The sequence below is a fragment of the Pseudomonas sp. QL9 genome, from assembly GCF_041409665.1.
Taxonomy (GTDB): domain Bacteria; phylum Pseudomonadota; class Gammaproteobacteria; order Pseudomonadales; family Pseudomonadaceae; genus Pseudomonas; species Pseudomonas knackmussii.
In genome coordinates this window covers 5867325-5880409 of sequence record NZ_CP166971.1, presented here as the reverse complement: position 1 = coordinate 5880409, position 13085 = coordinate 5867325, and the positions used below count along the sequence as shown (strand labels likewise).

Sequence of the window (13085 nt, the reverse complement as noted above, 5' to 3'; positions counted from 1 at the left end):
TCAGCGGCCCTTGAAGCTGGGGGTGCGTTTTTCCATGAAGGCGCCGACGCCCTCGCGGTAGTCCTCGCTGCGGCCGGCAAGGCGCTGCAGGTCGCGCTCCAGTTCCAACTGCTCGTCGAAGCTGTTGTTCAGGCTGGCGTTGAGGCTGCGCTTGATCAGGGCCAGGCCGTAAGTCGGCTGGGTGGCCAGGTGGCGGGCGAGTTTGAGGGCTTCCTCGCGCAGGTTGGCATCGTCCACCACCTGGTAGATCAGGCCCCACTGTTCGGCTTGCTCGGCGGACAGGCGATTGCCCAGCAGTGCGAGGGCCTTGGCGCGGGCCATGCCGACCAGGCGCGGGAGGGTCCAGGTGCCGCCCGAATCCGGGATCAGGCCGATCTTGCAGAAGGCCTGGATGAAGCTGGCCGAACGCGCCGCCAGGACCAGGTCGCAGGCCAGCGGGATGTTCGCGCCGGCGCCGGCGGCCACGCCATTGACCGCGCAGATCACCGGCAACGGCAGGTCGCGCAGGGCGCGGATCAGCGGGTTGTAGAACTTCTCGATGGACTCGCCCAGGTCGGGCATCTCGGCGCCCGGGGCGACGTTGCGGTCGGACAGGTCTTGCCCGGCGCAGAAGCCACGGCCTTCGCCGGTCAGCAGCAGCACGCGGGCTTCTTCGCTCTGGCGCACCAGCTTGAGCGCCTCGCGCACCTCGCCGTGCATCTTCGTATTGAAGCTGTTCAGCTGATCCGGGCGGTTCAGGCTGAGGAAGGCGACGCCGTCCTCGATGGAAAACAGGATGTGCTCGAAGTTCATGGGCGGGCTCGCTCCATCAATCGGGTGATTTCAATCGGGTCATTAACAGTAGGCGGATCAGCGGCGACGGGCCGTCACTGACCCTTGAACTGGGCCGGGCGCTTTTCCTGGAAGGCGCGGATGCCTTCCTCGCGGTCGGCGGTGCCGGCCAGCAGGGTGAAGGCGTGGCGCTCGAAGCGCAGGCCGCTGGCCAGATCCGTGTCCTGGGCCTTGAGCAGCGCTTCCTTGGCCATGCGCACGGCCAGCGGCGCCTTGCGCGCGATGACCTTGGCGATCTGCAGGGCGCGCTCGACAGTGAATTCGGGTTGGGTGACTTCGCTGACTAGGCCCGCGCGCTGGGCGAGGCGGGCGTCGATGGCTTCGCCGGTGAGGACCATCTGCATGGCCAGCGACTTGCCGACCGCGCGCAGCAGGCGTTGGGTGCCGCCGGCGCCGGGCATGATGCCGAGGTTGATTTCCGGCTGGCCGAAGCGGGCGTCTTCACCGGCGATGAGGATGTCGGCGTGCATCGCCAGTTCGCAGCCGCCGCCCAGGGCGAAGCCGTTGATCGCAGCGATCAGCGGTTTGGAGAAGGCGGTGATGCGTTGCCAGTGGGCGACGCGCGGGTCGTTGAGGATGCCGACCAGGTCGCGCTCGGCCATTTCCTTGATGTCGGCGCCGGCGGCGAACGCCTTGCGGCTGCCGGTGATGACCACCACGCGGGTTTCGGCATCGCGTTCGGCGGCGTCGAGCTCCGCCGCCAGCTCACCGAGCAGCTCGGTGTTGAGGGCGTTGAGCGCTTCGGGGCGCTGCAGGGTGATCAAGCGGACGCCGTCCTCTGGCGCCTGCACGGCGAGGGTACGAGGCATGGAAAGCTCCTCAGGCTGCACGCACGGCTCTGGGCCGGCTTCGTTGGAATTGTTATGGGCTGCGCTGGCCGAATGACGGGCGGGCGGAGCCTGGCGTGGATTCAGTATATGCCTAAAGCGATACAAAACAACAAGAATAAAAGTTATTTATGTGTCTCATATGGAGGCCTCTGCGGTGAGCCCGGATTACCGGGTGTGCTCCTAAGGGCCGGTATATGGGGCCTTCAAGCCATGTATTCATGGGTTGCCGTTGGTCTGCTGGCGGGCTTTTGAAAAGCGATACAGCATTTGCTCCATTGACGTTCGGATTTGTTGTGATACAAGATTTTCAAAACGACGAATCATGACGGAGTGCTTTCCGTCCCGCCTTGCTGGCGCCCACGAGTGCCGATGTGCAAAAAGGAGCCTTATCCATGCCGTTCGCCCGAGCCGCCGTGCTGGAGCCTCTTGACCCTCGCGGAGAAGCCTGAGATGCCTTGCTACAGCCTCGACGGCCTGACCCCGGTGGTTCATCCGACCGCCTACGTGCACCCGACGGCGGTGCTGATCGGTGACGTCATCGTCGGCCCGGGCTGCTATGTCGGTCCGCTGGCGGCATTGCGCGGTGATTTTGGGCGGATCGTCCTGGAAGAAGGGGCGAACCTGCAGGATACCTGCGTGATGCACGGCTTCCCCGACAGCGACACTGTCGTCGAGCGCAACGGTCATATCGGCCACGGCGCAGTGCTGCACGGTTGCGTCATCGGTGTCGACGCGCTGATCGGCATGAACGCGGTGGTGATGGACAAGGCGCGCATCGGCGAGCGCTGCATCGTCGCCGCCACAGCCTTCGTCAAGGCCGGCTTCGAGTGCCCGCCGCAAAGCCTGGTGATGGGCTCGCCGGCCAGCGTCAAGCGTGAGCTGAGCGCCGAAGAGATCGCCTGGAAACAGCGTGGCACCGCCGAATACCAGGAGCTGGCCAAGCGCTGCCTGGCCAGCCTGGTGGAATGCCAGCCGCTGGCGGCGGTCGAGGAGGGCCGTCCGCGCATGGGCGACTCGGGGTTCCGGCCGAAGGGGCAGGGCGCATGAGCATTGGGGTTCGCTCCAATGGCCAGGCCGTACGGCGGACGGGTATAGTCGGCGCTTTCTCCGCGCCCAACCGAGCCATGAGCAGTCTCGCCCCGCTGAACCAGCTGATTACCCGCTTCCAGGAACAGACGCCGATCCGCGCCAGTTCGCTGATCATCACCCTTTATGGCGACGCGATCGAACCGCACGGCGGAACCGTCTGGCTGGGTAGCCTGATCGGCCTGCTGGAGCCCATGGGGATCAATGAGCGGCTGATCCGCACCTCGATCTTCCGCCTGACCAAGGAAGGCTGGCTGACCGCCGAGAAAGTCGGCCGGCGCAGCTACTACAGCCTCACCGGCACCGGCCGGCGGCGCTTCGAGAAGGCCTTCAAGCGGGTCTACAGCGCTGGCGTGCAGGGCTGGGACGGCGCCTGGACGCTGGTCATGCTCTCGCAGCTGTCTGCCGACAAGCGCAAGCAGGTGCGCGAGGAACTGGAATGGCAGGGCTTCGGCGCCATTGCCCCGACCGTGCTGGCCTGCCCGCGCTGCGAGCGCGCCGACGTCACCGCGACCCTGCTCGACCTGGACGCGCTGGACGACAGCATCGTCTTCGAGACCCACGCCCAGGAAGTGCTGGCCTCCCGCGCCATGCGCCTGCAGGTGCGCGAGAGCTGGAAGATCGACGAGCTCGGCCAGCACTACAGCGAATTCATCCGCCTGTTCCGCCCGCTCTGGCAGGCGCTGCGCGAGCAGGCCGAACTGGACGCCCAGGACTGTTTCCTGGCGCGCACCCTTTTGATCCACGAATACCGCAAGCTGCTGCTGCGTGACCCGCAATTGCCCGACGAGCTGCTTCCTGGCGACTGGGAAGGGCGGGCCGCGCGCCAGCTGTGTCGCAACCTCTACCGCCTGGTGTACGCCAAGGCGGAAGAGTGGCTGAACAGCGCCCTGGAGACCGCCGACGGCCCCTTGCCGGACGTGGGCGAGAGCTTCTACCGGCGTTTCGGCGGGCTGAACTGAAGCGGATTGGCCCGAACCGTGCTTTGAAAGCGCCGTACTGAGGCGGCGCTGCGGAACCACCGGTCGCGAGATCGGAAATGACGGATGTGCGCCTAGGCGTCCGCTGATAACAACAAATGCGTGTATGAGGCTTTGCAGGTCATGAACCCATCATCGATCTACCGGGATGAGGCTTTCGAGGCATGGCTGGGTCAGGTCAACCAGGCCTGCGGGCGTTTCGACGCGCGCACCCTGGGGCCGTCCTTCCACGGAAAGCTGCGGGAGTACCAGGAAGGTGCCATCAAGCTCAGCGTCGTCGACATGGCGCAGGTGCACCTGTACCGGACCAGCAAGGAAGTCAGCGCCAGCGGCAATGGCCACTTCTATGCGGTATTCCAGCTGGAAGGCCGCTCGCACCTGGAGCAGGACGGCAGCCGTGTGGTGCTGTCGCGCGGCGACATCACCCTGGTCGACGCCAACCGCCCGTGCGACATGACCTACGAGGACAACTCGCGGCAACTGTCGCTGATCCTCCCGCGCCAGGTGCTCGAACGCGGCCTGCGCCACACCGGCATCGCCTGCGCGCGGCGCATTCCGGCCAGCTCGCCGGTGGCGATCCTGGCCAACACCCTGGTGCTCGAAACCAGCCGCCAGGACGGCCTGGGCATGCAGGAAAGCGAGGCGACCCTCGACGCCCTGGTCAGCCTGCTGCGCCCGGCACTGGCAAACCAGGAGGCCGAGTGCGACAGCCATGAGCGGCTATTCCGCAAGGCGCTGGCCTTCATCGACGAGCACATCGGCGCCGAAGAGCTCTGCCCGGAGCTGATCGCCCGCGAAGTGGGCGTGTCGGTGCGCGGCCTGTACCGCATGTTCGCCAAGAAAGGCCTGGTGGTGGCGCAGTACATCAAGAACCGCCGCCTGGACTTCTGCGCCGAATCCCTGCGCAACGCCGCCGGCGAGCAGAAGCTTTCGGCGCTGGGCTACGCCTGGGGCTTCTCCGATTCGAGCTACTTCTCGACGGCGTTCAAGTCGCGCTTCGGCGTGTCGCCGGGCGAATACCGCAAGCGCTACGCGCATTGAGGGCGGGGCGGTGGCGACACCGCCCCTCGCGGCACCAATGCCTCTGTAGGAGCGGATCTCATCCGCGATGCTTTTCGCGGACAAGGTCCGCTCCTGCACACGTTCACGCCATCCCCGCCATCTCCGTCTTCCCCGCGAACGCAGGGACCCAAGAGCAACGCGTGCCGGCGCTCTTCGTAGGGTGAATAACCCCGAAGGGGTTATCCGCCGTTTTCGTGCCGGGCGACGGCGCATAACCGCGAACCGCATGGCACGGTGTGTCCCTGTAGGAGCGGCCCATGGCCGCGAATCGTGCGCATGGCGCGCTCCTACGGGTTAGAAGCGAACGGCACAGGGACTAGACCCCCGCTATTGGCACTCCTGCCAACACGACTGGCACAGACAAAAAGACCCGCATCCACCCGCGTGGCGACAATCGACCTCGACCGGCCGTGCCCCAGGTGCGTCCGAAGAAAATCTACAAGAGTGCGATCGCCATGCTGTTCACCGTGAAAACCCGAATCAAGACCGGCCTCTGCGGCCTCCTGCTGGCCCTGGGCGCCGTCCAGTCCGGCCTCGCCCTGGCCGACGATGCCGCCAAGGGCCAGGCCGTGTTCGAGCGCGACTGCTCGCTGTGCCACACCGCCAATGCCGGCGGCCCGAACATCATGGGTCCGAACCTGCATGGCGTGGTCGGGCGCAAGGCCGGCTCGCTGGCTGGTTTCAGCTACTCCCAGGCGATGAAGGACCACGGCGCCACCTGGTCCCGCGACAACCTCGAAACCTTCCTGGCCCAGCCGCAGACCGCCGTGCCCGGCACCTACATGCCGTACCAGGGCCTGGCCGACGCCGACGAGCGCAAGGCCCTGAGCCTCTGGCTGAGCCAACAGCACTGAATTTCCCTGGCCGCCCCCGGCGCCTGCCGGGGCTGCGGTTCCCTGCCTGATCGCGGCCTTGCCCGCGGGAACGAAGAACAGGAGTCACCATGAGCATCACTGCAACCCTGCCGCAGGTCGCCGAATTCCTCCAGCGCCGCCACGGCTGCTTCATCGACGGCGCCTGGGTGGCCTATGACGGCCCCACCAGCGACGTGCTCAACCCGGCCACCGGCGAAGCCATCGCGCAGATCGCCGACATCGATACCGACATGCTCGACCGCGCCGTGCGCTCGGCCCACGCCGCCTACAAGTCGCGCGTCTGGTCCGACCTGCGTCCGGCCGACCGCGAGCGCATCCTGCTGCGCTTCGCCGACCTGGTGGAGCAGAACGCCGAGGAACTGGCCCAGCTGGAGACCTTGAGCCAGGGCAAGTCGATCAACCTGACCCGCATGCTCGACGTCGGCGCCACTGTGGAGTTCATGCGCTACATGGCCGGCTGGGCGACGAAGATCGAAGGCCAGTCGCTGGATGTCTCCATCCCGCTGCCGCCGGGCACCAAGTTCACCGCCTTCACCCGCCGCGAGCCGGTAGGCGTGGTCGCCGGCATCGTGCCGTGGAACTTCCCGCTGATGATCGCCGTATGGAAGCTGATGCCGGCGCTGGCCACCGGCAACACCGTGGTCATCAAGCCAGCGTCGGAAACCCCGCTGACTGCCCTGCGCCTAGCCGAGCTGGCCTTCGAGGCGGGCGTGCCGGCCGGCGTGTTCAACCTGGTCACCGGTGACGGCGCGCGCATCGGCGGCGGCCTGGCTTCGCACAAGCTGATCAGCAAGGTTTCTTTCACCGGCTCGACCGCCGTGGGTCGCAGCGTCGGCATCGCCGCGATGCAGAACATGACCCGCTTCGCCCTGGAACTGGGCGGCAAGAACCCGATGATCATCCTGGCCGATGCCGACATCGACAAATGCGTGCAAGGCGCGCTACTGGGCGGCCTGCTCAACAGCGGCCAGGTCTGCGCCGCGGCCTCGCGCTTCTATGTGCACGAGTCGCGCTACGCCGAGTTCGTCGAGAAGCTGGGCGCCGTAGTCGCCGGCATGAGCATCGGCGAAGGCATGGACGACAGCTCGCAGATCACCCCGCTGGTGTCGCGCAAGCAGCAGGCCTCGGTGCTCAAGCACATCGAGACCGCCCGCCGGGAAGGCGCGCGCGTGGTCTGCGGTGGTGAGCCAATGGATTGCAACGGCTTCTTCGTGCGTCCGACCGTACTGGCCGACGTCAAGCAGAGCATGTCCGTGGCACACGACGAGGTGTTCGGTCCGGTGCTGGCTGTCCTGTCCTTCAAGACCGAGGACGAAGCCATCGAGATGGCCAACGACAGCGAGTACGGCCTGGGCGCCAGCCTCTGGACCAACGACCTGACCAAGGCCATGAACCTGGTGCCGCGCATCGAGTCGGGCACCGTCTGGGTCAACGCCCACGTGCTGCTCGACCCGAGCATGCCCTTCGGCGGCGTCAAGCAGTCGGGCATGGGCCGCGAGTTCGGCCGCGCCGTGGTCGAGGCCTACACCGAGATCAAGTCGGTGTGCATCGCCCACTGATGGGGCTTGCGCAGCGTGCCGCCTGGCGGCACGCTGCGCCGCTTCATCCGCCAGCGGCATAGGCTGGTGGAGTCGTTCAAAAGGAGGAGGGTGATCGAATGTACGCACTGACCTTGCGCCTCGCGCTGGGCTGCCTGCTGCCGTTCGCCGCCATCTTCCTGCTCGGCGCCATGCCCGGGGTGAGCCCGGCCTGGGATTTCGCCAACGCCGCCGGCATGCTCGCCGGCGCGCTCTTCCTCCTGCTGTTTGCCTACACCGGCAAGCCGATGGCCCAGCCGCGGCACGACGGCAAATTCTTCATGGTGCTGCACCGCGACCTGTCCTTCGTCGCCGTGGCGCTGCTCGCCCTGCACATCGGCGTGCTGCTGGTGGACGAGCCGCTGGTGCGCGAAGAGCTGCTGCCCGGCGCAGCCTGGCACATGCTCGCCGGCGACGCAGCCACCCTGATCCTGCTGCTGATGGTGCCGCTGAGCCTCACCGCCGTACGTCGCAAGCTGTGGCGCAAGCACGCGGACTTCCGCCGCACGCATTACTGGGCCAGCGCGCTGATCGTGGCCCTGGCGGCGGGGCATATGATCGGTGCCGGCTACTACAGCGGCGCGACCTGGAAGTTGCTGCTGTGGGGCGCGCTCAGCGTCGCCGCGCTGGCCTGGCCGCTGCTGCCGCGCAAGACCCCGCACTACGCCGAGGGTGGACGTCGCCGGCACAGCGCCTACCTGGCCACGCGCCTGAGCGTCGCCGCGCTCGTCGCCGGCCTGGTGTTGGCCGGCGCCTATTCGCTGCTCAGCAGCGTGGACCTGCCGCTGCTATGAAGCGCTGGTACTGGTTGCTGCTGATCCCGTTCCTGGTGGCCTTCGCGATAGGCGCGCGCAGCGGTCACGACCGCCTGGTGAGCACCCACCCGGTGCTGCCGATGAACTTCGAGCACAGCAACCACGGCAGCATCAACTGCGTGGTGTGCCATCACGACTTCAACGACCACTCAGCTCCGGCGCCTACCGGCACGCGCACCTGCATCCTGTGCCACAAGGAGACGCCGAAGCTGGCCGTCACCATCGAGCACGACTTCCACCAGCTCTGCGAAAGCTGCCACCTCAAGAACCTGCAAGCCTTCCGCCAGACCGGCCCGGTGCGCTCGTGCAAGGCGTGCCATACGCCGAGTGCTTCCGCGTCATCGGGTGGGTTCTAGCGGCCCAAGACCGGGCCCGACCCTCATCCGCACCAATTCCCTGCTGTAGGAGCGAGCTTGCTCGCGAACAGAGCTCCCCGGATACGTCGATATTTTGGCTTGGCTGCAATCCCTCTCCCCAACCCTCTCCCGCAAGCGGGAGAGGGGGCTGGTCGGCGTCTGCGCAAAATCCCGGCGTCATCCTGTAGGAGCGGATTCATCCGCGAAAATCCCCACATCGATTCCCACCTGTAGGAGCGCGCCATGCGCGCGAATCGCGGCCATGGGCCGCTCCTACGGGGGAACACCGTGTCGTGTGGTTCGCGAGCAAGCTCGCTCCTACAAGGGCACGCCGACAACTGCGGCAGGGCACTCAGAACCCCAGCAACTGCCCCACCTGATCCACCCGCGGATCGTCGCTGCGGCTGACCACGGCGTAGTTGTAATTGCCCTTGCTCCAGTAGCGCGTCAGCAACTCGCCATCCTGGCGCTGGCCGTGGGGCAACAGGTGGTTGGCCGGGCCCGGCGGGCGGATGAAGAAGCTCAGGCGGTGGCCCTGGTCGTCCTCGTAGACCACCAGCGCTGCCGCGCCTTGCTCGGTGGCGAGCAGGCGGGCGCCGACCGTGCGCAGGCCGAGCTGGTCGAGGTCGGCCGGCAGGCTGGCGTTTTCCAGGTATCGGCCGAGCCAGGCGCGGACGTTGTCGCCGGAGGCGGTGTCGAGGCGTGCGCCGCTGCCGTTCTCGGCGAACAGGCGGTAGGCCTGCACCGCGTCCTGCATCGGCTTGTCGACCTTGGCCAGGCTCATGTCGCGGGCCTGCCAGCCGCCGAGGCTGCCGACGCCGAGGGCCACCAGCAACGCGGCGGCAATGGCCAGGCGCGATTGCCGGCGCGCGCGCAGGCGGGTGCGGATGTGCTGCGGATCCAGCTCCGGGGCCGGCGGCAGCGCCGCGCTGGCGAGGGCGGCGCGCAGGCGCTGGGCGTCCTGCTTCCAGGCCTCGACGCGCCGGGCTTCGTGGGGGTGGTTGGCGAGCCAGGCTTCCACCCACTCGCGACGCTCGGGGTCGAGCTGCTCGTCGACGTAGGCGTGCAGGTCGTTGTCGTTGGGAGTCATGGCGTTCATTTGAGTACCCGTAGGGAAGGGGAACCGCTGCTGCCTTCGCTCAGCGCGCGCAAGGCCTGGCGCGCTCGCGACAGGCGCGACATGACGGTGCCCATGGGAATCTGCAAGGTTTCGGCGACCTCGCGGTAGCTCAGCCCCTCGACGCTGACCAGGGTGAGCAGGGCGCGCTGCTCGGCGGGCAGGCGCTCGAAGGCTTCCAGGGTCGAGCGGGCGCTGACGATGTCCTCGGTGGAGGCGCTGTGCTCCTCTTCGCCACCGAACAGCGAAAGGATGCGGGCGTAGCGGCGGGCGCGGCGCTGACCGTCGACGAACAGCCGGTAGAGGATGGCGAACAGCCAGGCGCGCAGGTCGCCGTCGCCGCGCTTGCCGCCCCAAGCGGACAGGGCCTTTTCCAGGGTGGCCTGGACCAGGTCGTCGGCGCTCGCCGCATTGCGCGTCAGGGACAGCGCGAAGCGCCGCAGGCGCGGCAGCAGTTCGCGGAGTTGATGGTCGTCCAGTGTGTTCATCTCGATGCGGCGGGGCCGGCTCCGATGGTCGTTGAGCCCGTATGACGAACCCCCGTGGAGTTTATTCCAGCGCCCCTCGACTTTCGGAAATTTTCCCGTCGCGGGAATAACCCGGTTCGCGGTGCGTCGTACGGGCTCATGAACCCCGAACGAGGACGCACCCCATGACCGAACCCACTTCGGCGCCACCGAACCTGCCCCTGCGCCTGGCGGCGATAGCCGTCGCCGTGGGCGGCCTGGCCGCCGCCTTCGCCTTTGCCGCCGGCTTGTTCTCCCCGCAACGCCTGACCCCGGCGAAGCTGGTCAACGTGCTGGAGCAGAACGGCGGCGTGCACCCGGCCTACCGGCGCAACCACGCCAAGGGCATTTGCGTGGTCGGCCATTTCGAGAGCAATGGCGCTGGCAGCGAGGTTTCCCGCGCCGCTGTCTTCGCCAAGGGCTCGGTGCCGATAGTGGGGCGCCTGGCGATTCCCGGCGGCAACCCGGCCGCCAGCGACGGCGCCGCGCCGATCCGCAGCCTGGCCCTGCGCTTCCTGCCCGAGCACGGCGAGGAATGGCGCACCGGGATGAATGCCATGCCGGTGTTCGTGGTGAAGGATGCCCAGTCCTTCTACGAACTGCAGCAGGCCTCGCAGCCGCAGCCGGGCACCGGCAAGCCCGATCCGGCGAAGATGGGGGCGTTCTTCAAGGCGCACCCGGAGAGCGCCGCCTTCCTCAGCTGGGTGAAGACCGCCGTGCCCTCGTCGAGCTACGCCAATAGCGCCTACTACGGCCTCAACGCTTTCCTGCTGGTCGACGCCCAGGGCCGCGAGCACCCGGTGCGCTGGTCGGTGCAGCCGCAAACGCCTTACCAGCCGCTCGCCGCCGAGCAGCGCAACGAAGCGAACTTCCTCGCCGCCGACCTGCAGCAGCGCCTGGCCCAGGGCCCGGTGCGCTGGCACCTGCAACTGACCCTCGGCGAGCCCGGCGACCCCACCGACGACGCCACCCGTGCATGGCCGCAGAACCGCCGCAGCATCGATGCCGGCGAAGTCGTCATCGAGCGCGCCGTGGCCGAGCAAGGCGGGCCCTGCCAGGACGTCAACTACGACCCGCTGGTCCTGCCCGATGGCATCCGCGCCTCGGACGATCCGCTGCTGAGCGCGCGCTCCGCGGCCTATTCGGAATCCTTCAACCGCCGTACCCGCGAACAGGCCGCGCTGCCGGCCCAGGAGCAGCACCCATGAGCCGCCGTCCCGAGTATTTCCCGCTGACCCTGCGCGTCCTGCACTGGCTGATGGCCGTGCTGGTGATCGCCATGCTGCTGATCGGCCTGGGCATGGTCGCCAGCGTCTCGCCGCGCCATGCGCTGCTGGTGTCGATCCACAAGCCGCTCGGTGCGCTGCTGCTGGTGCTGGTGCTGATTCGCCTGTTCGTGCGCCTGCGCAGCCAGGTGCCGTCGTTGCCGGCCGAGATGCCTGGCTGGCAGCAGCGCATCGCCCACGCTTCGCACGTCGTGCTCTATGTGCTGCTGATCCTGCAGCCGCTGGTGGGCTGGGCCATGCAGTCGGCCGGTGGCTACCCGGTGGTGCTGGTCGAAGGCCACGAGTTGCCGGCGCTGGTCGACCCGTCAGTGTGGCTTCACAGCCTGTTGCGTAGCGCGCATGGCGTCATCGCCTTGCTGCTGATCGCGACCATCCTGCTGCACATCGCGGCAGCCCTGTTCCATGGCCTGGTCCGCCGCGATGGCGTCCTGGCCAGCATGACCGGCGGCCGCTTGCCGGCCGCCACTCCGTCCCCTGTACCGGGAGAACGCCCATGAAAATCCACACCCTCAAACCGCTGCTATTCGCCCTGAGCCTGGCCGGTGCCTCGGCCGCCTTCGCCGCCGGCCCGACGCCGCCGGTCGAGGACTACCGCTACGGCAGCCACCCGGACATCGCCAAGGTGCTGCGCCCGGCCGACCTGGATTTCTGCGGTATCCGCGAAGTGGAAATGCTCTATGAGGATCACCAGGGTCAGCAGCACTTGCTGCGCTATCCGGTGTGGGGTCAGAACTGCCCGGACGGCGACTGATGGGCGTACGCGGGGCCGCCTGGAGGCCCCGCCTTCAGCGCTTGAGCAGCGCGCAGGCGATGCCGCCGAGGGTCAGCGCCAGGGCGGCGAACTCGCGCAGGCCCAGCGGCTCGCCGAGCATCACGGCAGCCGCCAGCACACCAACCGTCGGGGTCAACAGCGTGCTGATCGAGGCGAGCGCCGGCGGCAGGCGTTTGAGCGCGGCGAACCAGGCGATGTAGCACAGGCCCATGGGCACCAGGGTCATGTAGACGAACACCGTCCAGCCGGTGCCGGTCAGCCGGCCCAGGTCGGGGCGCTCGAACCACCAGCCGTAGAGCGCCATCGGCAAGCAGCCGATGACCAGCTGCCAGGCCACGTTGCTCAGCGGCGGCAGGCGTGGCGGGTCCATCGCCACGGTGCCGAGGGCGAACAACACGGCCGCGGCCAGGGCGAAGAACACCCCCGGCGCCTTGTCCAGGGTCAGCGGATGGGCGCTGCCGGCGAACAGCAGGCCGATGCCGACCAGGCACAGCCCGAGGCCGAGCACGGCGGCCAGGCTCGGCCGCCGCCCGGTGATCGGCCAGGCCAGCAGGATCGCCCACACCGGCATGCTGTAGACCAGCAGCGCCCCCTGGCTGACGCTGAGCCAGCGCATCGACAGGGTCGAGAAGCCCATCCAGACCACCACGTTGAAGCACGCTGCCGCGACCAGGCGCAGCCGCTCTCCCGACGGCACCCGCAGGGACTGCCCGGAGAACACCGCGAGCGCACCGATCAGCAGCGCCGCGCAGAGCCCGGACGTGCCACGGGCGAACAGCGGCGTGCATTCCTGTAGCAGGAGTTTCATGGCCGGCCAGTTCAGGCCCCAGCCGGTGGAGGTGACGACCAGGCAGGCGAGGCCGAGGCGGGCGGAGCGGTTGTTCATCGTGGCGGGCGGCAGGCAGCTGAAGGGAGCGGCGCATGACCGCTCGGTCGCGCCGCGCGGCAGGGTAGCAAGGGCAGTGGCGGGGCGACCAGTACGGGCGCTGCGA

15 protein-coding genes are annotated in these 13085 nt (G+C 67.9%); 10 read left to right on the top strand and 5 right to left on the bottom strand.

What is annotated here, in order from left to right; translation table 11 throughout:
* Both paaG and paaF read right to left on the bottom strand, forming a co-directional pair.
* Entirely contained in the window at positions 1 to 792 is a 792-nt protein-coding gene (gene paaG, locus ACA097_RS27305) for a 2-(1,2-epoxy-1,2-dihydrophenyl)acetyl-CoA isomerase PaaG (protein ID WP_371367414.1), read from the bottom strand.
* A 74-nt stretch (positions 793 to 866) separates the two neighbouring features.
* Positions 867 to 1640, bottom strand: coding sequence for a 2,3-dehydroadipyl-CoA hydratase PaaF (paaF, locus tag ACA097_RS27300; protein WP_160287123.1), 774 nt, complete (start codon positions 1638 to 1640; stop codon positions 867 to 869).
* 471 nt (positions 1641 to 2111) lie between these two features.
* Between paaF and paaY the strand changes: the two genes are divergently transcribed.
* The 7 genes from paaY (at position 2112) to ACA097_RS27265 (ending at position 8412) form a co-directional block, all read left to right on the top strand.
* On the top strand, positions 2112 to 2708 hold the full coding sequence (gene paaY / locus ACA097_RS27295; protein ID WP_371367412.1) for a phenylacetic acid degradation protein PaaY: 597 nt from the start codon (positions 2112 to 2114) through the stop codon (positions 2706 to 2708).
* Between the two features lie 77 nt (positions 2709 to 2785).
* Positions 2786 to 3709 carry a phenylacetic acid degradation operon negative regulatory protein PaaX gene (gene paaX / locus ACA097_RS27290; protein ID WP_043252403.1) on the top strand — a complete coding sequence of 308 codons (924 nt, stop codon included), beginning with the start codon at positions 2786 to 2788 and terminating at the stop codon, positions 3707 to 3709.
* 141 nt (positions 3710 to 3850) lie between these two features.
* On the top strand, positions 3851 to 4768 hold the full coding sequence (feaR, locus tag ACA097_RS27285) for a transcriptional regulator FeaR (RefSeq protein WP_371367410.1): 918 nt from the start codon (positions 3851 to 3853) through the stop codon (positions 4766 to 4768).
* Positions 4769 to 5208: 440 nt separating this feature from the next.
* On the top strand, positions 5209 to 5643 hold the full coding sequence (locus ACA097_RS27280) for a c-type cytochrome (protein WP_330873408.1): 435 nt from the start codon (positions 5209 to 5211) through the stop codon (positions 5641 to 5643).
* An 89-nt stretch (positions 5644 to 5732) separates the two neighbouring features.
* Positions 5733 to 7223, top strand: coding sequence for an aldehyde dehydrogenase family protein (locus tag ACA097_RS27275; protein WP_371367408.1), 1491 nt, complete (start codon positions 5733 to 5735; stop codon positions 7221 to 7223).
* Positions 7224 to 7321: 98 nt separating this feature from the next.
* Positions 7322 to 8035 (top strand): ferric reductase-like transmembrane domain-containing protein, encoded by a 714-nt coding sequence (locus ACA097_RS27270; RefSeq protein WP_160287127.1) that lies wholly within the window; start codon positions 7322 to 7324, stop codon positions 8033 to 8035.
* A complete protein-coding gene (locus tag ACA097_RS27265) occupies positions 8032 to 8412 on the top strand; it encodes a cytochrome c3 family protein (protein WP_371367405.1) in 381 nt (126 codons plus the stop codon). The genes ACA097_RS27270 and ACA097_RS27265 overlap by 4 nt, the downstream gene beginning before the upstream one ends.
* 352 nt (positions 8413 to 8764) lie before the next feature.
* Here the strand turns inward: ACA097_RS27265 and ACA097_RS27260 are convergent, their stop codons facing one another.
* Both ACA097_RS27260 and ACA097_RS27255 read right to left on the bottom strand, forming a co-directional pair.
* On the bottom strand, positions 8765 to 9511 hold the full coding sequence (locus tag ACA097_RS27260; protein WP_371367403.1) for an anti-sigma factor: 747 nt from the start codon (positions 9509 to 9511) through the stop codon (positions 8765 to 8767).
* Entirely contained in the window at positions 9508 to 10017 is a 510-nt protein-coding gene (locus ACA097_RS27255) for a sigma-70 family RNA polymerase sigma factor (protein WP_371367401.1), read from the bottom strand. The genes ACA097_RS27260 and ACA097_RS27255 overlap by 4 nt, the downstream gene beginning before the upstream one ends.
* 164 nt (positions 10018 to 10181) lie before the next feature.
* Here ACA097_RS27255 and ACA097_RS27250 point away from each other — a divergent pair, with 164 nt between their 5' ends.
* From ACA097_RS27250 to ACA097_RS27240, 3 genes are read left to right on the top strand one after another with little or no spacing between them, the layout of a single operon-like run.
* Entirely contained in the window at positions 10182 to 11243 is a 1062-nt protein-coding gene (locus tag ACA097_RS27250) for a catalase family peroxidase (protein WP_160287131.1), read from the top strand.
* A complete protein-coding gene (locus tag ACA097_RS27245) occupies positions 11240 to 11818 on the top strand; it encodes a cytochrome b (RefSeq protein ID WP_371367399.1) in 579 nt (192 codons plus the stop codon). The genes ACA097_RS27250 and ACA097_RS27245 overlap by 4 nt, the downstream gene beginning before the upstream one ends.
* Positions 11815 to 12072 carry a DUF2790 domain-containing protein gene (locus ACA097_RS27240; RefSeq protein ID WP_371367397.1) on the top strand — a complete coding sequence of 86 codons (258 nt, stop codon included), beginning with the start codon at positions 11815 to 11817 and terminating at the stop codon, positions 12070 to 12072. The genes ACA097_RS27245 and ACA097_RS27240 overlap by 4 nt, the downstream gene beginning before the upstream one ends.
* Positions 12073 to 12106: 34 nt before the next feature.
* Here the strand turns inward: ACA097_RS27240 and ACA097_RS27235 are convergent, their stop codons facing one another.
* The gene (locus ACA097_RS27235) at positions 12107 to 12979 is read right to left on the bottom strand and encodes a DMT family transporter (RefSeq protein ID WP_371367395.1); all 873 of its coding nucleotides are present in this window, start codon (positions 12977 to 12979) and stop codon (positions 12107 to 12109) included.
* Positions 12980 to 13085 lie beyond the last annotated feature (106 nt).